Annotated in this window: 15 protein-coding genes; 11 read left to right on the plus strand and 4 right to left on the minus strand. The window is 70.8% G+C overall.

The annotated features are described in order from the left end of the window. Positions 1–1,028: 1,028 nt before the first annotated feature. The 4 genes from OG310_RS22440 (at position 1,029) to araA (ending at position 6,096) form a co-directional block, all read left to right on the plus strand. Positions 1,029–2,090, plus strand: coding sequence for a LacI family DNA-binding transcriptional regulator (locus OG310_RS22440; protein WP_329457664.1), 1,062 nt, complete (start codon positions 1,029–1,031; stop codon positions 2,088–2,090). A 75-nt stretch (positions 2,091–2,165) separates the two neighbouring features. After that, on the plus strand, positions 2,166–3,845 hold the full coding sequence (araB, locus tag OG310_RS22445; RefSeq protein ID WP_329457665.1) for a ribulokinase: 1,680 nt from the start codon (positions 2,166–2,168) through the stop codon (positions 3,843–3,845). Positions 3,846–3,886: 41 nt separating this feature from the next. Then, the gene (locus OG310_RS22450) at positions 3,887–4,597 is read left to right on the plus strand and encodes an L-ribulose-5-phosphate 4-epimerase (protein ID WP_329457666.1); all 711 of its coding nucleotides are present in this window, start codon (positions 3,887–3,889) and stop codon (positions 4,595–4,597) included. Then, entirely contained in the window at positions 4,594–6,096 is a 1,503-nt protein-coding gene (gene araA / locus OG310_RS22455) for an L-arabinose isomerase (protein ID WP_329457667.1), read from the plus strand. Before OG310_RS22450 ends, araA begins: the two co-directional genes overlap by 4 nt. A 734-nt stretch (positions 6,097–6,830) precedes the next feature. Here the strand turns inward: araA and OG310_RS22460 are convergent. After that, positions 6,831–7,598 carry a CDP-alcohol phosphatidyltransferase family protein gene (locus OG310_RS22460; RefSeq protein ID WP_329457668.1) on the minus strand — a complete coding sequence of 256 codons (768 nt, stop codon included), beginning with the start codon at positions 7,596–7,598 and terminating at the stop codon, positions 6,831–6,833. 146 nt (positions 7,599–7,744) lie between these two features. Continuing rightward, positions 7,745–8,236 (minus strand): SsgA family sporulation/cell division regulator, encoded by a 492-nt coding sequence (locus OG310_RS22465; protein WP_329457669.1) that lies wholly within the window; start codon positions 8,234–8,236, stop codon positions 7,745–7,747. A gap of 440 nt (positions 8,237–8,676) precedes the next feature. On the opposite strand from OG310_RS22465, the gene OG310_RS22470 reads away from it, so the two are divergent. The 3 genes from OG310_RS22470 to OG310_RS22480 all read left to right on the plus strand — a co-directional run bounded on the left by OG310_RS22470 (position 8,677) and on the right by OG310_RS22480 (position 10,434). Next, positions 8,677–8,811, plus strand: coding sequence for a hypothetical protein (locus OG310_RS22470; protein ID WP_329457670.1), 135 nt, complete (start codon positions 8,677–8,679; stop codon positions 8,809–8,811). Between the two features lie 733 nt (positions 8,812–9,544). Beyond that, positions 9,545–10,036 (plus strand): aldo/keto reductase, encoded by a 492-nt coding sequence (locus OG310_RS22475; RefSeq protein WP_329457671.1) that lies wholly within the window; start codon positions 9,545–9,547, stop codon positions 10,034–10,036. Next, positions 10,018–10,434 (plus strand): SRPBCC family protein, encoded by a 417-nt coding sequence (locus OG310_RS22480; protein WP_329457672.1) that lies wholly within the window; start codon positions 10,018–10,020, stop codon positions 10,432–10,434. The genes OG310_RS22475 and OG310_RS22480 overlap by 19 nt, the downstream gene beginning before the upstream one ends. Before the next feature lie 198 nt (positions 10,435–10,632). On the opposite strand, the gene OG310_RS22485 is transcribed toward OG310_RS22480, so the two are convergent. Continuing rightward, positions 10,633–11,700, minus strand: a complete 1,068-nt coding sequence (locus tag OG310_RS22485) for an NAD(P)-dependent alcohol dehydrogenase (protein ID WP_329457673.1) — start codon at positions 11,698–11,700, stop codon at positions 10,633–10,635. 595 nt (positions 11,701–12,295) lie between these two features. On the opposite strand from OG310_RS22485, the gene OG310_RS22490 reads away from it, so the two are divergent. Both OG310_RS22490 and OG310_RS22495 read left to right on the plus strand, forming a co-directional pair. After that, on the plus strand, positions 12,296–13,894 hold the full coding sequence (locus OG310_RS22490) for an RDD family protein (protein WP_329457674.1): 1,599 nt from the start codon (positions 12,296–12,298) through the stop codon (positions 13,892–13,894). 407 nt (positions 13,895–14,301) lie between these two features. Continuing rightward, complete coding sequence (locus OG310_RS22495) at positions 14,302–14,772, plus strand: RDD family protein (RefSeq protein ID WP_329457675.1); 471 nt, start codon at positions 14,302–14,304, stop codon at positions 14,770–14,772. A gap of 262 nt (positions 14,773–15,034) precedes the next feature. Here OG310_RS22495 and OG310_RS22500 read toward each other — a convergent pair whose 3' ends face one another. Next, on the minus strand, positions 15,035–15,382 hold the full coding sequence (locus OG310_RS22500) for a hypothetical protein (RefSeq protein ID WP_329457676.1): 348 nt from the start codon (positions 15,380–15,382) through the stop codon (positions 15,035–15,037). A 705-nt stretch (positions 15,383–16,087) separates the two neighbouring features. Between OG310_RS22500 and OG310_RS22505 the strand changes: the two genes are divergently transcribed. Beyond that, on the plus strand, positions 16,088–18,463 hold the full coding sequence (locus tag OG310_RS22505; RefSeq protein ID WP_443078882.1) for an immune inhibitor A domain-containing protein: 2,376 nt from the start codon (positions 16,088–16,090) through the stop codon (positions 18,461–18,463). Between the two features lie 125 nt (positions 18,464–18,588). Continuing rightward, positions 18,589–19,002 (plus strand): hypothetical protein, encoded by a 414-nt coding sequence (locus tag OG310_RS22510; RefSeq protein ID WP_329457677.1) that lies wholly within the window; start codon positions 18,589–18,591, stop codon positions 19,000–19,002. Positions 19,003–19,172: the final 170 nt, after the last annotated feature.

Below are 19,172 nucleotides of genomic sequence, written 5' to 3' on the forward strand. Positions count from 1 at the left end.
CGGCTTTGTGTTTCTGGAGATGCGCTGCCGGTGTCCTCGTGGCCTTCGGCCTGGTCCCGGGCGCTTCCGCTCACACCACCGACAACCACCCGTCTGTTGCAGCGGCCGTGGCCACCGCGGCGACGGGGGACGGGCACGTGTACTCCTCGGCGTGTGTGGGGTCACCGAGCGCGGGGCTCGGGACCTGCTGGATCCCGGCCGTCGGCCGAACGGCCCCGAGACGTGCGGGGGAAGTGCGTCAACTTCGGCGCAGGGGCAGGGTCCGCTGCTCGGCCCGGGACTCGCGGACCGGTCGCCCGGCGAGGCGAGTGCGGACCCGGGCTCCGGGGCGGAGCCATGACCTGGGCTCCGGCCTGTACCCGGCTCCGCCCGCGGTCGGTCGGTGCCGCAGGAACAACCGGACCTGATGTCGCGCGAATGGTTGGACCAGCGAGGTGTGTCCCCTCTTCGGCCATCGATTGACAGGGGCGCGGGTGCACCCGACGACCTGAATCAGCGGAAACCATGCGGTCACGAACCACGCAGAGCGTGCGCGGTGGCACGAAGACCTCCTGAAGGCGGTGCGAAGGCTGCCGATGAAAGTTAGCGCTCACATTCTGCTGTGAGCCCCTCGGGTTGTGCGGTCTTCGTGGTGCGTCCGGACGGCTGCTGGACAGCAGGAAATGAGGCTGACACATGCGGTGACCGACCTCAAGGGTTGGGACAGTACTTTTCGCTCGGCGGGATCCGGGAGCCCAGATCCGGACGAACGGCGCAACCTGGGTTCTGACCCGGCGAGTTGCGCGGTGGCGAGGCGTTCGTGTCTCTCTTCGGTCGCATCGCCGCCATCCGCCCGACCGGCTCCGTCGGGGTCGCGCGGCGACGGGACCGGCAGGGGCGCCCGGCGCCGCGTGAGCTGCGAACGATCGGGCCGCGGACCGCCGGAATGTGTGCCGCCGTCGTGTCGTGAGGTCTCGAACCAGCGTCTGAGCAAGCTTGACGTGAATAACTGTGAGCGCTAACTATGGGCTGTCGCAGAACGGAGAACCATGTCGCAGACCGCCGGAAACCCCACACCGCGCCGTGCTCCCACGATGGCTGACGTCGCCCAGGTCGCGGGCGTCTCGCACCAGACGGTGTCACGGGTGCTGAGCGGTCACCCGAACGTCCGCGAGTCGACGCGCGCCGAGGTGCAGAAGGCGATCGAACAGCTGGGCTACCGGCGGAACTCCTCCGCGCGTGCACTGGTGACCCGGCGCACCCTCACACTCGGGGTGGTGGCGTGCAACCCGACACTGTTCGGCCCTTCCAGCACACTGTTCAGCCTGGAGGAGGCCGCTCGGGAGGAGGGCTATCTGGTCTCTACCGTCACGCTGCGCCGCTACTCCGCGTCAGCGCTCAGGGAGGCCATCGAGCACCTCAGCGGCTGGGGGGTGGAGGGCATCGTGGTGATCGTGCCCTACCGTGAGGCCGTCAACGCGCTGACGGAGCTCAGCCTGCCGTTCCCGGTGGTGACCGTCGAGGGCGGTCACACGCTGCCCATCCCGGGCGTCTCCGTGGACCAGGAACTGGGCGCCCGGCTGGTGACCAGGCACTTGCTCGCCGCCGGGCACCCCACGGTGTGGCATGTCGCCGGCCCCAGGGACTGGCTGGAGGCCGAGGCCAGGATCAACGGCTGGCGCTCGGTGCTCGAGGAGGCGGGGGCGGTCGTACCACCGGTGCTGGAGGGCGACTGGACACCCCTGTCGGGCTACCGTGCGGGCCAGGAGCTGGCCGGCCGGGTGGTCGGCGGAGACACCCGTGCCGGGGCTCCGGCCGTCTCCGCGGTGTTCGTGGCGAACGATCAGATGGCGCTGGGCGTGCAGCGGGCCTTTCGCGAAGCGGGGCTCGCGGTACCGGGCCGGATCGCGCTGGCCGGGTTCGACGACATCCCCGAGGCCGAGTACTTCGCACCACCGCTGACCAGCGTCCGGCAGGATTTCGCCGCCGTCGGCCAGGCAAGTATGCGGCTGCTGCTCAGCCGGATCGAGTCCGGCGGGAGCGGCGCGGGGGACGAGCACGTCCTGATCGAGCCGCGGTTGATCGTTCGCGGCAGCAGCCTTCCGGCCTGACCGCGTCCCCGCTTCCGGTGAAGCCCGGGCCGACGCCGGGACGGTCCGCGCATTCCGCATGACTGAGAGGGAACGATGAGCACCGATTCGCCCGCCGTGACCGTCGGTGTCGACTTCGGCACCCTGTCCGGACGCGCCCTGGTCGTCGCCGTCGTCGACGGTACGGAGCTGGGCAGCGCCGTCCACGAGTACACGCACGGCGTGGTGGACAGCGCCCTGCCCGGCGGTGGTCCCGGACTCCCGCCCGACTGGGCTCTCCAGATCCCCCAGGACTGGAGGGACGTGCTGCGCTTCGCGGTACCCGAGGCACTGCGCGCCGCGGGGGTGCGGCCGGAGCAGGTGATCGGCATCGCCACCGACTTCACCGCCTGCACCGTGCTGCCCACGGCCTCGGACGGCACACCCCTGTGCGAACTGCCCCGCTTCGCCTACCGCCCGCACGCCTACCCGAAACTGTGGCGCCACCACGCCGCCCAGCCCGAGGCCGACCTGATCGTCGAGCGGGCGCGGGAGAGCGGACAGCCGTGGCTGGGCCGCTACGGCGGGAAGATCTCCAGCGAGTGGCAGTACGCCAAGGCACTCCAGACGCTGCACGAGGACCCGGGCGTCTACGCGGCGGCCGACCGTTGGATCGAGGCCGCTGACTGGATCGTCTGGCAGCTCACCGGCGCCGAGAGCCGCAACCCGTGCGCTGCCGGGTACAAGGGCATCCACCAGGACGGCCGGTACCCCGGCGCCGACTACCTGGCCTCCCTGCACCCGGACTTCGCCGGCTTCACCGCGAAGCTGGAGCATCCGCTCTCCCCTCTGGGTACCCCGGCGGGCGGACTCACACCCGGGGCCGCGGAGTTGACGGGCCTTCCGGCGGGCACGGTGGTGGCCGTCGGCAACGTCGACGCCCACGTCACGTCGGCGGCCGCGCAGTCCCTTGACCCCGGCAACATGCTGGCCATCATGGGGACCTCCACCTGCCACGTCATGAACTCGGACGTACTGGCCGAGGTGCCGGGCATGTGCGGGGTGGTACGCGACGGAGTGGTGCCGGGCCTCTGGGGCTACGAGGCCGGGCAGAGCGGGGTCGGCGACATCTTCGCCTGGGCAGCGCGCACCGTCGCACCCGAGGGGTACGCCGCCGAGGCCCGGCACCGCGGCATCTCCGTGCACGACCTGCTCACCGAGAAGGCCGCCGCACAACCGGTAGGAGCGCACGGCCTGTTGGCGCTCGACTGGCACAGTGGCAACCGCTCGGTCCTGGTCGACCACCACCTCTCCGGACTGGTCGTCGGACTGACGCTCGACACGCGCCCGGAGGACGTCTACCGCGCACTGATCGAAGCCACCGCGTTCGGCACCCGTGTCATCGTCGAGGCATTCGACCGGGCCGGGGTCCCGGTGACCGAATTCACCGCGGCCGGCGGCCTGTTGAGGAACCGCTTCCTCATGCAGACCTACAGTGACGTACTGGGCCGCCCGGTGCATGTGCTCAGGTCCGAGCAGGGGCCCGCCCTCGGTTCGGCCATCCACGCCGCCGTCGCCGCCGGTGCGTACCCGGACATCCGTACCGCCTCGGCCGCGATGGGCTGTCGCGCGAAGCGCGCCTACACCCCGGACCGGGGCAGGTCCGCCGCCTACGACCGCCTCTACGCCGAATACCAGTCCCTGCACGACCACTTCGGGCGGGACGGCAGCACCGTCATGCACCGCCTGCGGCACCTGCGCGACCAGGCCGTGGCCTCCTCCGCCCAACAACGTTAACGCTCACAAGTCACCCTCACACTTACGAGGTCAGTCCTGTCATGAGTGGTTCTCGGTCCCCGGCCCTCCCCGCCGCGGCGTCGCTGAAGCAGGAAGTCAGTGAGCTGCATCAGGAACTCGTGCGCTACAACCTGGTGGTCTGGACCGCCGGGAACGTCTCCGGGCGGGTTCCCGGCCACGACCTGTTCGTCATCAAACCCAGCGGCGTCGCCTACGATCAGCTCACACCCGACGTGATGATCGTGTGCGACCTTGACGGTGAGGTCGTCGAGGGCGGACTGTCGCCCTCGTCGGACACCGCCGCACACGCCTACGTCTACCGGCACATGCCCGACGTCGGCGGAGTAGTGCACACGCATTCCACCTACGCCTGCGCCTGGGCGGCGCGCGGCGAGCCCGTGCCGTGCGTGCTCACCGCCATGGCCGACGAGTTCGGTGACGAGATTCCGGTCGGCCCCTTCGCCCTGATCGGCGACGACTCCATCGGACAGGGCATCGTCACCACCCTGGCCGGGCACCGTTCGCCGGCCGTGCTGATGCAGAACCATGGCGTGTTCACCATCGGCAAGGACGCGCGCGCCGCTGTCAAGGCCGCGGTCATGTGCGAGGACGTGGCCCGCAGCGTGCACATCTCCCGTCAGCTCGGCGAGCCGCTACCCATAGACCCCGGCGATGTCGACCGGCTCCACGCGCGGTACCAGAACGTCTACGGCCAGCCCGTACCCACCACTGACCGAGGAGAGCGTCCATGACGGCGACCGCCGAACGTGAGGTGTGGTTCCTCACCGGAAGCCAGGGACTGTACGGGGAGGAGACGCTGCGCCAGGTCGCCGAGCAGTCCAGCAGCATCTGCGAGGAGCTCGCGAGTGCGGACGGCCCTGTGCGGGTGGTGTGGAAGCCGGTCGTCACCGACGCCTCGGCGATCACGGACGCGATGCTCTCGGCCAACTCCGATGCGCGGTGCGTCGGCCTCATCGCCTGGATGCACACGTTCTCCCCGGCGAAGATGTGGATCGCCGCGCTCGACCTGCTGCGCAAACCACTTCTGCACCTGCACACGCAGGCCAATGTCGAACTGCCCTGGTCCAGCATCGACATGGACTTCATGAACCTCAACCAGGCCGCCCACGGCGACCGAGAGTTCGGCTACGTCCAGTCCAGGATCGGCGTGCCCCGGAAGACCGTGGCCGGCCACGTGTCCGATCCGGCGGTGATCCACCGGATCCACGCCTGGATGCGGGCCGCGCTGGGCTTCGATGCCCTGCGCACCCTGCGCGTGGCCCGCTTCGGCGACAACATGCGCGACGTCGCCGTCACCGAGGGCGACAAGGTCGAAGCGCAACTGCGGTTCGGCGTCTCGGTCAACACCTACGGGGTCAACGACCTCGTGGAGATGATCGACGCGATCGACGACGCGGCGGCGGGTGAGCTGGCCTCGGAGTACGCCCGTACCTACAAGACCGTACCCGAGCTGGCGAGCGACGGGAGCCGCCATGAGGCCCTGCGCTATGCGGCTCGCATGGAGCTGGGGCTGCGCGCTTTCCTCGACTCCGGCGGATTCCGTGCCTTCACGACCAACTTCGAGGATCTGGGTGGGTTGCGACAACTGCCCGGCATCGCGGTGCAGCGGCTGATGGCGGACGGCTACGGATTCGGTGCCGAAGGCGATTGGAAGACCGCCGCTCTGCTCCGTACCGTGAAGGTGATGGGCGCCGACCGACCCGGCGGCAGTTCGTTCATGGAGGATTACACCTACCACCTGGTCTCCGGGCAGGAGCTGATCCTCGGGGCCCACATGCTCGAAGTCTGTCCGACCATCGCGGCCGACCCACCGCGTTGCGAGATCCACCCGCTGTCCATCGGCGGCCGAGAGGACCCCGTCCGCCTGGTCTTCGACGCCCGGCCCGGCCCGGCGGTGGTGGTGGGACTCGCCGACGTCGGCGACCGCTTCCGGCTGGTCGCCAACCAGATCGAGGTGGTGCCGCCTGCCGAGCCGCTGCCGGCCCTTCCGGTGGCGCGGGCGGTCTGGAGGCCGGAGCCGGACCTGCGCACGTCCACCGAGGCCTGGCTGACCGCCGGCGGTCCCCACCACACCGTGCTGTCCACGGCGGTCGGTGCCGAGGAACTGGCCGACCTCGCCGACATGCTCCGCACCGAACTCCTCTTCATCGACCGGACCACCGAGGTGAGGCAGTTCGCCAAGGAGATCCGCTGGAACCAGGCGTACTACCGCCTCGCAGGGGGGTTGTGAACCGGCCGTTCGTGCGGGACGCCGGACGGCCGCGTGCGCCCTGCCGCCGTGCCCGACACACCGGCGGCGCCTTCCACGTGTTCCCCCCGCACCACCCCTGACCTGGCGGCATCCCCGGATCCCCGGCAGCTGACCGACCGGGTGGTGCCACAGGCTCACCGTCGCCGCCTCCCAGGTCATCCAGCGGCGGCTCTGTTGCTTGCACCGCGTCGGATCGCCGACCGCCGACTCCCCCATTCACCCGCGATGGATGTCCTCCCGCGGGTGCGGGCCGGCGCCGTCCGGGTACGGGCCGGTCGGGTCGCGGCAGTGTGCCGCGCCCGCGGCGCACGCGCTCGCCGCCGTCGCGGCGAAGGGGGCCCAAGAGGGGGCCGGGGCACGGATCGGCCCCTTGTGCGGGACGAAGAGACGGGCCGAGAAGGCGAGTTGATGTTCCTGGGGGACGGGGCGCTCCCGACGGGCACCCGCTGCGTACGTACGGCTCGCGTTCATCCGGCCGCTGGGCGGCGGGGTCGAGTGGTCGACGGCACCCGCGCGCGTCACCGTGCTGCCGTCGTACGAACGGCCCCGCGCGGTCGGCGTCGCTTGTTGTCCGCACCACGTCGTCCGGCAGCGGGACGGCAAGACCCACTGCCGGGACGGTAATGCGCGGATCTGTCGGTGAGGGGTGGAGCGGTGCCGCCGTGGGGGAGGGAGGCCGGGCGGGCCGCCGGGGCGGCGCCGCCCGTGCGGCCTCAGCGCAGGCGCGAGGAGTTCATGATCGACGCCAGGTGGGCGACCACCATGACCCAGCTCACGGCGGCGATGGCCGCGACCGCGATGCGGGTCGGCTCCGTGCTGTTCATGGCCGCGTCCACGATCGCCACCGCGAGCAGGAGCAGCGAGGCCTCGATGCCGTTCGTGATGCGGTGGATCTTGAAGGCGGAGCCGATACGGCGGGCGAAGGCGATCGACTGTGCGCGCGGCGCCGTCGACTCCTCGCTCGCGACGGCGAGCCCGCGGCGCGCGCGTGCCACGTCCACCAGGTCCGTGGAAGCTTTCAGCAGGACGATGCCGAGTGCGGCGGCCAGGCCGACGGACACCCAGAGGTCCGAACCGCCGCGCGCCGCGCGGAAGCCGGCGCCGATGAGCAGGGCCGCGTCCGCCAAGTAGGCGCCCAGGCGGTCGACATAGATGCCGACCGCGCTGTTCTGGCCCTTCCAGCGCGCCACTTCGCCGTCCACGCAGTCGAACAGCAGGAAAAGCTGGAAGAGGATGGCGGCGAGCAGCGCCCCGAGCAGCCCGGGGATGAGAAGCGCCACACCGGCCAGGACGCCGCAGACCACCATCGTCCAGGTGAGCGAGTTCGGTGTGACGCGTGTGCGGACGAGCTGGCGCGTGGCGTGCAGCGAGATGGTCCGCATGTACATGCGTCCCGCCCAGTGCTCGCCGTTGCGGCTCGCCAGCTTCGCGTTCGGCTGGCAGACCTCGCGCAGTTCCGCCAATGCCGGAGCAGTCGTCATCTCGGTGTTCCCTCTCGCCCAGCCGACCCGTGTCGCCCAAAGGGTAGATGACCACCTGGTGTCCTTCCTCGGCCACCTGCTGTTCATTCACGCAGCGCCGACGGTGTCGTCACACGACGTCAGGAACAGTGCCGCCGTGTGACATGTCACTCCCCGGCGTCCTGGCAGCCCGATTCGTCCGACGGCCACGGGTCCCGCAGCCACAGGTCGTCGGCCGGTGTGGGGGCGAGCAGCGCGGCCAGGCCCTCGTCGATGCCGAGCCGCGCCGCTTCGGTGCCGGGCGCGACGGCCAGCAGTGTGCGCTCCAGCCAGGTGTACACGGCGTCCAGCGGCGCCTGGAGCAGCGCTTCCCCGTCCGGTGAGGTCAGGGCGAGGCAGATCACGCCCCGGCCGTCGACGCGCGTGGGCCAGATCCGTACGTCACCGTGGCCGCACGGCCGGAACACGCCCTCCACCATCAGTTCCCGCGCGAAGGTCCAGTGCACCGGGTTCGGCGAGTGGATGTGGAAGGCGACGTGGACCGCGTACGGGTCCGTCGTCCGGTACGTCAGCCTGGCCGGCACGGCGACGCTGTGCTCCGGCGACAGGACCAGGTCGATGTCGAGTTCCCGTTCCACGACGGTGTTGGTGACGCCCATGGTGTCCGTCCTCTCCCACGTTCGGCCCCGGGACCGGTTGTCCGGACGCCGTACTGGAGAGAGCGGGTCGTCCCGCGGTCATGACGCGACTTCTTCAAGATTTTTTGCGCCACCGCGTCGGAGCCGGGGCAGGACGGGCGCGGAGGTGCCTCGGGCGTGGGCGAGTGGCAGGCTCAGGGAGCTCCGGGGAGAGGTGCCGGCCGGGGATGGTCAGCCGTCCGCCCGGAGCCCCGCAGCGCTGGACCCTGCCCGCTCCGGGCGGCACGCCGGGGCCGAGGCTCGCGCCGGGCCGGCCCCGCGGCTCGGCGCAGGAACCCCTGGGCGTTGCCGGGCCCGGCCTCAGTTGTTGACGGGAATCCCGAGAGTGGGACGCGTCGCCAGATCTCCGGAGGTGTTGACGGTCACCCCAGGCGTGACTCCCGCCGGCCTGCACGGAGCCGATGACGACGTCCTGGCCGGAGGAGGTGCCGTGGACCTGCACGCTCTGTTCGGCCGCGATCGGCGTGGTGGTGCAGGTCCCGGGAGCCTCCTTGGCGCCGGAGGACGTGCTGCTGCCCTTCGAGCAGACGACGTAGGAGGTGTGGTCACCCTTGGAGCAGACCTGGATGCCGCCCTTCGAAACCACCGGTGCCGCGGAGGCGTGTCCGGCCCCGCACAACGTCGTCGCGGCGGCCGCGAGACAGGCTCCGAAAAGCACGCCACGGCGTCTGAGGACATCACTGGGCAACGCGATGAACCCTCCTGGTGGCGTGTCCCCGCTCGCGGAGATCTCCCGGAGGGGAGCCGGCTCACGGTCGCAATGCACAACAGATTAGACGCGCGCACCGGGAGGGAGGGCGCGGTCGGCGCCGGTGGTGTCCACTGGGGCGACTCCTCTGCCTGGAAGGGCAATTGACGTCTGTCCGGTCTTGAGTTCTCCGCGATTCTGGACGGTTGCGCGGACGCGTCGCGGTGCGGCTGCGTCGAGCCTTCTCCCCGTCACGTCGTGGGCGGATCTTCGTTCCTCCACGGCATCACGGCATCACGGCATCACGGCATCACGGCATCACGGGGTAGCCACCAGATGGGTATGAGGCCCGGACACAGGGACGCTTGAGGCGACACTCAAGCATCTCCCGGTTGCCTGCCGCGTACCGAGCCCGATCTGCTGAGGAAAAGTGAGTTCGTTATGACGGCACTGTTCTACTTTGTGGTGCGGGCCTTTCGGAGACAGGGTCGGTAGTCTGCTGTCGGGCGAGGACCGTGATTCCTTCGTCCTGTCCAGCAAGGTGGGGCGCGTCATCCTTCACGAGGTCGGGAGCGAAAATCGTGACCTGGACGAAAAGGGAGATCTTCGCCGACGGCAACAAGAACAGGATTCTCCACGAGCGGACGGCTGCGGCGACGGAGTGGTCCATCGAGGGGAGTCTCAAGCGGTGGGACGTGGACCGGATCGATATCCTCCGGGTGCACGATATCGCCCAGGAATTCCACGGGGACGCGTGGCTCGGCAGGTTCGAGGAGGCACGCACGGGTGCGTATCGCGTGCCGGCCCGTCTGCGCGACGAGGGCGTGATCAAAGCACGGGGTCCCGGTGTCCATCGCACCGAACCCATCGAACTGACGTCGGCACCGGACGAACCGCGACCGGACGGTTTCCTGCCGACGGGCCGTTACAGCCTGCTGGACCACGAACACGCCCAGCGGCGTCTGTTGCCCATGGCGCAGGAGCAGGGCGTGCGCAGGGTGGGAATGTCCTGGGGGCCTCGCGGTCGTCCCCCACATCTCGGAGGAGAACACCCATGGCCTCGACCTCGGTGAGCAAGATCGTGTCGGCGGAGCCGGGACGAGTATGGCAACTCGTCGGCGGGTTCGGTTCGCTGCCTGACTGGCTGCCGTACATCACCGGCAGCACGCTGGAAGCGGGAGGACGCAGGCGGCGACTGTCCAACCCCGACGGGGACACCATCGTGGAGCGGCTGGTGGACTACGACGACGTACGGATGAACTACAGCTACGCCATCGTCGAAGCACCCTTCCCCGTCGTCGACTACCTCTCCAACCTGCGGGTTTATCCGGTGACTTCCGATCCGCGGAAGGCGGAGGTGCAGTGGTCGGGGCGGTTCGTCCCGCAGGGCGCGACCGACGACGAGGTCGTCGCTCTCTTCACCGGGATCTACACCGACGGTCTCGACGCTCTCCGGCAGACGCTGGGCTGAGCCGATGCCTGGGTGACGAAGTGAACTCATGAGCGGCGTGAAGTGGCGCGCCGCCCATGACCGGGTGCCGGGCAGCCTGCGCCCCCGGCACACCGGGCGGCGTGCCGGGGCGGAGAAGTGTTCCGCACCGGGGCGGAGTCGCGTTCCTCCGAGGACCTGCGGTCAGCCGAGGGCCCGCGGCCGGTCGGGGACCCGCGCTCAGTCGAAGACGATGACCTGGCGGCCGACGATGTCGCCGCGGCCCAGCGCCTGGAGGTTCTCGTTGATGTCGTCGAGACGGACCGTGCTGACGTTGTGCTTGATCAGGCCCGCCTCGGCCAGGGAGAGCGCCTCGACGAGGTCCATGTGGTTGCCCCAGAAGGAGCCGAAGTAGGTCAACTCCGTTCCGACGAAGGGGAACTGGTTGTGCTCGACGCGCTGGCTCATCAGGCCGACCGCCGCGAGCGCGCCCTCGGCTCCCAGCAGGTCGAACCCCATGGAGATCGACGCCTCGCTGCCGACGCAGTCCAGGATGGCGTTGATCGTCCTGCGCCCGGTGAGCCTTTCCAGCTCGTCCTGGATGGCCTCGGTGGACTTGTCCCTGACATTGATCCCGTACTCCGCCCCGTTGTCCTTCGCCACGTCCAGCTTGCTGTCCGTGCGCGCGAGGGCCACCACGGTCGATCCGCCGCCGAGCAGCTTCGCGTACTGGATCGCGTAACTGCCCAGCCCGCCGATGCCCGTGACGGCGACGGTGCGGTCGGGACCGAGCTTGCCCGCGTCCCTGAGTTTCCTCATCGCCCGGTACGGGGTCATGCCCGCGTCGGTCATGGGCGCGAGCAGTTCCGGCTTTTGCGCGGCTTCCTCCGAGACCGGGATGACGTGGAGGTGGTCAACGGCCATGTATTCGGCGAACCCTCCCGGCGGCCCGAAGCCGACCCACCTGCCGTTGCCGCTGCACAGCTGCTCGTTGCCCTCGCGGCACTGGCGGCAGGTGCCGTCGCCCCAGCTGGGGTTGACGACGACCATGTCGCCCTCCGCGTAGCCGGCGGTCTTCGGTACGCCGCTGCCGAGGGCCGCCACGCGTCCGGTGACCTCGTGACCGGGGATGTACGGGAAGTCGACGGGGAAGGGGCCCTTGAAGTAGCCGTCGAGGAGCTGGTAGTCGCTGCGGCACATGCCCGTCGCCGCGACCTTCAGCAGGATCTCGTCCGGCGCGATCTCGGGAACGGGGACCTCGTCGATGCGCAGAGGTTCGTTGTATCCGTACATACGAGCTGCTCGCATCGTCTGCATGGGATGGCCTCGCTTTCGCCGGCGGGCAGCGGTGCGTGTCAGCGGCATGAGGAGAATCCGGGTCGGGGCCCCGTCACCGGCTGCCGCGGCCGCCGCTCAGGACACCAACAGGTTCCTGCATCCGCCAGTGCCACGCATCCGGAGTCCGTACGCGCCCCTGTGCGGCGTCCGGACGGCAGGCGGACGGGAGCGACGGGCAGAGGCGGTGCGGCGCACGGACGGGCCGAGGGACGGGCGGGCCCGTCCTTTCGCGGGCCAGTCCGTCCGCGGGATCGTTCGTCCGCGGGGCAGGTCGCTCCGCGCGGCTGCGCTCGGACGCCTCACTGGACGACGCCCCTCGGTCCGCCCGGTGCACGAGGACGCGAGTATGTTGCGGCATCGAGCGTGTCCCGGCCCTGTGTTCGCGTGAGACCCTGCCCGAGGCCTTGGCCGGACTCCGCCGGTGCGCCGGACTCGTCGATGACGGTGTGTGACAACCCCGTGACCGAAAAGTGGTGCAATCGAGAGGACCGGCCCGACGGCGGCCGGTGTTCTGATAGATGTGAAGCCTTAAACAAGGCTCTTGAGGAGATACGGGACCACGGTGATGAGCGCCCCGACATCGGCAGCCGGCGACGGCGGCCCAGCGGCCGGCTACTACCCGGATCCATCCATCCCGGGCTACGTCCGGTACTGGAACGGCGCCGCATGGGTGCCGGGCACCAGCATGCCCGCCCCTCCCGGCAGCGAGGCCGAGGCCGCCGCGCAGGCCGCCTCGCCCGCCGGGGCCGGCCCGGGACCCGCCTCGGGGGCCGCGGCGCGCCCCGCCGAGGAGACAGGTCCGGTCTTCTTCGACGAGGACCCGTCCGCGGGCGTGGCCGACGGCCCCGACGCGGGGGGCGCCCCGGCCATGGGCCGGGAACCCTCCGTACAGCAGGAGCCCGCGTCGGCCTGGCAGGCGGACACGTCCCGTCAGTCGGGGTTCGGCGGCGAGCGCGACCACCGGGTCTCCTGGGGCGCCACCGGTCCCGACCCCCGGGTGTCCGGCCACTCCCCGGCGGACGCCTCGGAACTGTCCGCAGCCCCGCCCACCGGCCTGACCGGTCTGACGGGGGTGCCCGCCGCGCGCGGCGGGCAGGACGCGCCGCAGGCCGTGCCCGCCGCCGCGTCGCCCGAGCCGCTGCCGTCCCGTGCGGTCGACGACTCCGGACGGCACGGCGCCCCGCCGCGCTCGGCCGCGCCCGTCGACTCCACCGTCGCGCTGCGGGCCCTGGCGGCTGCGCGACGCGCGAAGGACCTGGAGGGCGACGAGGGGGAGGCTGCAGCGGCGGCCCGCGTCGAGGACCCGCCCGGGGGCCGCCGCGAGCAGCGGCGCGGGCGCGGGGAGATCGCCGCGTCGGCGGCTCCCGCCGCCCTGCCGAGTGGTGGGACCCCGGCCGGCGAGCGGGCACGGCGCTCCGCACCGGCGGCGGGGGCCGCGCCCTGGGCGCAGCAGGTGCAGGGGTTCGCGCAGGCCCCGGCTCCCGTGATCCCGTCCCCCTCCCCGTCGCCTTCGGCGTCCGGCCCTGCCGCATCGGGGCCGGCCCCCGTCTCCCCCTCGCCTTCCCCGTTCGGCTCCGCGGCCGGGGGACGGGCCGGGGCCGAGCCGCCCGTCGTGCCGTGGAAGCCGCCCAAGGAGGACGACCCGTTCCAGGCCGCCGCGCGCGCCCAGGCGAGCGCCCGGCCCGCCGGGCTCGGCAGGCGGTTCGTGGCGCGGCTGATCGACAGCGTCGTACTCGGCGCGGTCGTGGGGGCTGTCGTGGGCCCGCTCGCGCTGCGCGCGCGTACGCATGTCGACGGCGAGATCGAGGCCGCCCGGCAGTCCGGCCGTACGGTGACGGTCTATCTGCTGGACGGCACGACGGGCGTGTACCTGGCGATCGCCGTCGCGGTCCTGCTGGTCGTCGGCGTGCTGTACGAGGCGCTGCCGACCGCGAAGTGGGGACGCACGCTGGGCAAGAAGATCTGCGGCCTGACGGTGCGGGACCTGGAGTCGTTCGACCCGCCCCGGTTCCGCGGGGCGTTGACGCGCTGGCTGGTGTACGGGGTGCTCGGGCTGGTGGTGGTCGGGATCCTGAACGTGCTCTGGTGCCTGTTCGACCGGCCGTGGCGGCAGTGCTGGCACGACAAGGCGGCGCGTACGTTCGTGGCGGGCGGCACGGGCTGAACGCGTAGGCCGCAATCCGTTCGCCCGAACGGCGTCGAGGGTTGGCGGCCTCCCGTCACGCGCGGTGCACTGCCCCCATGAGCAACGATGAGCCGACGTCCGGCCCGCCGCCCGAGGACGATCCCTTCCTGAAGCGGCCACAGCCTCCCCGGCAGCCGCCGCCCGGGGATGCGGGGCCGCCGTCCGGCTCTGACCCGTACGGGCGGCCGGAGCCGCCGCCCGGCGGTCCTGGCGGCGGCCAGGGCGGCGGTGGGCAGTGGCCGGGTGGTGATCCGGGCGGAGCGGATCCGTACGGAGGCGGGCCCTCCGGTGGCGGCCCCGGCGGGCCGGGTCCCTACGGGGGCGGCCCGTACGGCGGGGGTCCGTACGGCGGCGATCCCCGTGCCCGTACCGGTCCCCTGGCCGGGATGCCTCCCCTCGCGCCCTTCGGTACGCGTCTCGCGGCGCGGATCATCGACGCGCTGATCATCGCCATCCCGCTCGCGATCATCTCGCTGGCCGCCAACGGCTTCGACCTGTCGACGTCCAACGGCCAGAGCGAGGCGGATCACCTCGGGGACGAGATCAACACCGGGCAGCAATGGCTGTGGACGGTGGTGTCCATCGTCGCGTACATCGCCTACGACACCGTGATGACGCGTACGTACGGCCGGACGCTCGGCAAGCGGTGGCTCGGACTGCGGGTCGGGATGCTCGCCGACGGCGCCGTGCCGGGGACCGGGTCCTCGCTGCTGCGGGCCACGGTGCTGTGGCTGCCCGCGCTGCTGTGCTGCTACTGCATCTGGTGGATCGTCATCGCGCTGTCCATCGTGGCGAGCCGCCCGTACAAACAGGGCTGGCACGACAAGGCGGCGAAGACGGTCGTCGTCACGACCTGAGCGCGAATGACGCGTTTCCGGCTGGTACGTCAACGGCTGGTACGTCAAGGGCCGGTACGTCAACGGCCGAGGCGTCAACGGCCGACGTGCATCACCGACGCCCTCCGGGCCGACACGTTCGCGGCGCCTCGGCGGCCGGGCGGCGGCGCCTGCCCGCCTACGGGGTGCGCTGACCACCTGCTTGTGGACCACCTGCTTACGGACCAGCCGCGTACGGACCACCGGCGCACAGGACTGCCCGCACGGGACCGCCCGCGCGGGGCTACCGGCGTACGGAGTACCGGCTCGCGCGCGGGACGCCCGCCCCGGCACCCGTGTGCAGGCGGGACGTACGGACGCGGGACGGCGACGCGGCCATCGGCACCTCCGCGCTCGGTGCCGTGGTGTCCTCCAGGGCGGGGACGGCCGCGGCCGCGGTCCCACGGGCCTCCCGCGAACGGCGGGGCAGCGGCACCGTGAGAGACACCAGCAGGCCCAGCGCGAGGGCGGCGACACCGATCACCACGACGCCGACGCCGGTCGGGGTGCCCGACAGCAGGAGCATCGCGACCGCTGAGCAGATGACGGTGGCTGAACCGTAGGCGAGCTGTGCGGCGTTCGGACGCGGCATGGCGTTTCCGTCCCTCGGAGCATGTGCCGGCGTCTCGGGTGCGCCGGCCGTTGGGGGTGTAAGGGTCAGGGTGCTTGCGCGCGGGTCGCACCGGCAGCGCGACTCTACGTCGGTGGATGCCCGACAGGAACGTGCAGTAAGCGTGACCTAACCCACGGTACGGATGCACGGGGGGCGCACGGATTCACGCGAACGCCCCCCAGCGCCGTTCGATGCGCCCGCAAGGCCCGCCCCGGTCCGCGTCCGCGCGCCCCGGAACCCGCCCCCGCACGCCTGTTGAGATCTCCCGCACGCGTGCGCGCCCCCGTTCGGACGAACCCCGCCGTGGCGCTCGCGACGGGGGAGCCGGACGGGCTCACCCCTCGCGACGTGGGGGAACCGGTCGGGTCCGCGTCACCTTGGCGTGTCCGTCGCCACCCCTCACGTCAAGAAATGATCATCCAATCTTCCGTTTTCCATAGTTGAATTGCCGTGAGCAAGTCAAGACTGTCATTTCTTCGTCAACTCCGGTCCAATAGCGCCACTTGAACCACGTACAGCGAACGCACAGATCGGGTACAGGCGCGCATCGGCCGGGTGGGCCCCCACAAGGACGGTCACCGGAGCGGGCGCGGGGGAGGACACCAGCGAGTGACCAGGACAGGACCGGAGAGACCGGCCACAGTGGCGAGACGGGCGAAGCGTGCGGCGGCGGTGATCGTGGCGATCGCCGCGACCGCGGCGACGGCCTCCGCCTTCAGCACGGCCCAGGCCCAGGAGAACAGCGGCGGCCACGCGGCGGGCGCGACCCAGGTGGAGCGCCGTGACCCGGCGCCGCAGCCGGGACAGGTCGAGCACGACCTTCCTGGCCCCTTCACCAAGCAGCAGACGAGCGAGCACAAGGCGGCGCTGGACCAGGTGCTCTCCGGGCACCGCACGGTCGAGAAGCGCGGCCCGTCCAGCGTGGTCAAGCTCGGTGGCGGCAAGTACGTGGAGCTGGGCCGCGAGAAGACCGACCGGATATTCACGATCCTCGTGGAGTTCGGTGACCAGGTCGACAGCACCTCGACGTACGACCCGGACGGGCCGGAGGGACCGAAGCCGCCCGTCACGCAGTACGGCGGCACACCGGGCCCCTCGCACAACGAGATAGCCAAGCCGGACCGCAAGCTGGACAACTCCACCGCCTGGCTGGCCGATTACAACCAGAAGCACTTCCAGGACCTGTACTTCGCCACCGGCAAGGACAAGAACGGCAAGCAGCGCGACTCGCTGAAGACGTACTACGAGAAGCAGTCCTCGGGCCGGTACTCGGTCGACGGTGAGGTCACCGACTGGGTCAAGATCCCCTACAACGAGGCCCGTTACGGCTCGAACTACTGCGGCGGCACCACCTGCCCTTCCGTGTGGGACGCGGTGCGCGACGGCGTGAACGCCTGGGTCGCCGACCAGAAGGCCAAGGGCGAGTCGAGCGCCGACATCAAGGCGGACCTGGCGCAGTACGACCAGTGGGACCGCTACGACTACGACGGTGACGGCGACTTCAACGAGCCGGACGGCTACATCGACCACTTCCAGATCGTCCACGCGGGCGAGGACGAGTCCGCCGGCGGCGGCGCCGAGGGCACCGACGCGATCTGGGCGCACCGCTGGTACGCGTACGGCTCGGACGCCGGTGCGACCGGCCCCGCCGACAACAAGGCGGGCGGTACCCAGATCGGTGACACCGGCATCTGGGTCGGCGACTACACGATGCAGCCGGAGAACGGCGGACTCGGCGTCTTCGCGCACGAGTACGGCCACGACCTCGGCCTGCCGGACAACTACGACACCGCGGGCGGCGAGAACTCGACCGGCTTCTGGGACCTGATGTCCTCCGGTTCGTGGCTCGGCACCGGCAAGGACGCGATCGGCGACCTGCCCGGCGACATGTCCGCGTGGGACAAACTCCAGCTCGGCTGGCTCAACTACGCGCAGGCGAAGGCGGCCAAGAGCTCCACGGTGAAGCTGGGGGTCTCGGAGTACAACACGAAGAACCCGCAGGCGCTGGTGGTGAACCTGCCGCAGAAGGAGAAGACGACCACGGTCGTCACACCCGCGCAGGGTGCGTCGCAGTGGTGGAGCGGCATGGGTGACAACCTCAAGAACACCCTGACCCGTTCCGTCGACCTGACGGGCAGGTCCACCGCCTCGCTGTCGCTGGACGGCTGGTGGGACATCGAGGCGGGCTTCGACTACCTGTACGCGGAGGCCTCGACCGACGGCGGCGCCAACTGGACCCCGCTGGAGGGTACGGCGAACGGCTCGGCCATCTCGCGCGACGGCGGCGACAAGCCCGCGTTGACCGGTACGTCGGGCGCGTACAAGAAGCTCGTCTACCCGCTCGACGCGTACGCGGGCAAGAAGATCGACCTCCGCTTCCGCTACCTCACGGACGGCGGTGTCGCGCAGAAGGGCTTCGCCGCGGACGAGATCAGTGTGGTCGCCGACGGCACCCCGCTGTTCACGGACAACGCGGAGACGGCGGACGGCGGTTGGACCGCGGCCGGCTTCTCGCGCATCGGCGCGTCCTTCAGCAAGGACTACGACCAGTACTACGTCGTGGAGAACCGCCAGTACACGAGTTACGACACCACGCTGCGGACCGGGCCCTACAACTTCGGTTTCTCGGACCCCAAGAGCCTCACCGTCGAGCACTACGCTTACCAGAACGGCATGTTGGTCTGGTACTGGGACACCTCGCAGGCCGACAACAACACGAGTGTCCACCCGGGCGAGGGGCTCATCCTGCCGGTCGACTCGCACCCGAAGGCGCTGCGGTGGTCCGACGGGACGGTGATGCGCAACCGCATCCAGCCGTTCGACGCGCCGTTCAGCTGGTATCCGACGCCGGCGCTGACGCTGCACAACGCGGACGTGCCGACCCGTATCAAGCCGCAGGGCGGTGTGATCGCCTTCGACGACCACCGGGGCGGCTACTGGGACCCGGCGAACCCCCAGGGGAGCGCGAAGGTTCCTGACACCAACACCCGCATCTCCATCGTCAGCCAGCCCATCAGTGGCGCGAGCATGACACTCCATGTGGGACCGTCGACCCGTTAAGTGATAACTTAGCAGGTCAGAGCATGATCGGCCGTTGCCCCTCTAGCGGGCGGCGGCCGATCGTGTTTAGGTGCAGCTGTGCATTTCTTATTGACACGGCGTCTTACGGGGGGAGAGGAAAGATCATGGCAGGCGGAGGCTTCAGCAGGCTCCCGAACGGCAGAGTGGTGGTGGCACTGACCGTGCCGAGACCCGCTGCCGAAGGGGGCACGGTACGCGTCCTGGTCCATGCGGAAAACCGTGCGCGAGCCCTGACCAGGCTCCGCAATCTCGGCCTGCGCGCCGTCTACCTGCGAGGAAACGCGGAACCCCCGACGCCCGACGAGGTCACGGCGGTCCTGCACCACCCCGAGGGCCTGCTCTGGCGGGCCACCCCCGAGTGCCCGGGCGACGCAGACGCGCTCTGGCGCCCCATCCGCGCCCTGCTGCGCCCCGGCCGCGGCTGGCAGCCGACCCCCGCCCGCCCCGGCCTCGCGCGCAAGCCCATGGCCCCCTGGCGCCACACCCCGCCGACTCCCCGGGTCCGCACCAGCGGCTGACGGACTCGGCTCCCCTCCGGCGCGCCCCGTCAGGCATGTCCGTAAGGAACGTTCCGTACGGGGCCATGGGAGTCCGTCGACGTCGCGCGGCCGCGGGCGGTCGCCGTCAGTCGGAGGGGGACGAGGACCCGGCGGGCGGCACGGTGGCCGCCTTCCGTGCGGCAAAGGCG

Origin of the sequence: Streptomyces sp. NBC_01497 (assembly GCF_036250695.1) — a bacterium.
Taxonomy (GTDB): Bacteria; Actinomycetota; Actinomycetes; order Streptomycetales; family Streptomycetaceae; genus Streptomyces.

Bases quoted from the DNA above. Each gene is read 5' to 3' on its own strand.
- OG310_RS22465 (WP_329457669.1), bottom strand. From the start codon at position 8,236: ATGGGCGTCACCAACACCGTCGTGGAACGGGAACTCGACATCGACCTG.
- OG310_RS22470 (WP_329457670.1), top strand. From the start codon at position 8,677: ATGACGACGTCCTGGCCGGAGGAGGTGCCGTGGACCTGCACGCTCTGT.
- OG310_RS22440 (WP_329457664.1), top strand. From the start codon at position 1,029: ATGTCGCAGACCGCCGGAAACCCCACACCGCGCCGTGCTCCCACGATG.
- OG310_RS22490 (WP_329457674.1), top strand. From the start codon at position 12,296: ATGAGCGCCCCGACATCGGCAGCCGGCGACGGCGGCCCAGCGGCCGGC.
- OG310_RS22510 (WP_329457677.1), top strand. From the start codon at position 18,589: ATGGCAGGCGGAGGCTTCAGCAGGCTCCCGAACGGCAGAGTGGTGGTG.
- araB (WP_329457665.1), top strand. From the start codon at position 2,166: ATGAGCACCGATTCGCCCGCCGTGACCGTCGGTGTCGACTTCGGCACC.
- OG310_RS22485 (WP_329457673.1), bottom strand. From the start codon at position 11,700: ATGCGAGCAGCTCGTATGTACGGATACAACGAACCTCTGCGCATCGAC.
- OG310_RS22450 (WP_329457666.1), top strand. From the start codon at position 3,887: ATGAGTGGTTCTCGGTCCCCGGCCCTCCCCGCCGCGGCGTCGCTGAAG.
- OG310_RS22495 (WP_329457675.1), top strand. From the start codon at position 14,302: ATGCCTCCCCTCGCGCCCTTCGGTACGCGTCTCGCGGCGCGGATCATC.
- araA (WP_329457667.1), top strand. From the start codon at position 4,594: ATGACGGCGACCGCCGAACGTGAGGTGTGGTTCCTCACCGGAAGCCAG.
- OG310_RS22480 (WP_329457672.1), top strand. From the start codon at position 10,018: ATGGCCTCGACCTCGGTGAGCAAGATCGTGTCGGCGGAGCCGGGACGA.
- OG310_RS22500 (WP_329457676.1), bottom strand. From the start codon at position 15,382: ATGCCGCGTCCGAACGCCGCACAGCTCGCCTACGGTTCAGCCACCGTC.
- OG310_RS22460 (WP_329457668.1), bottom strand. From the start codon at position 7,598: ATGACGACTGCTCCGGCATTGGCGGAACTGCGCGAGGTCTGCCAGCCG.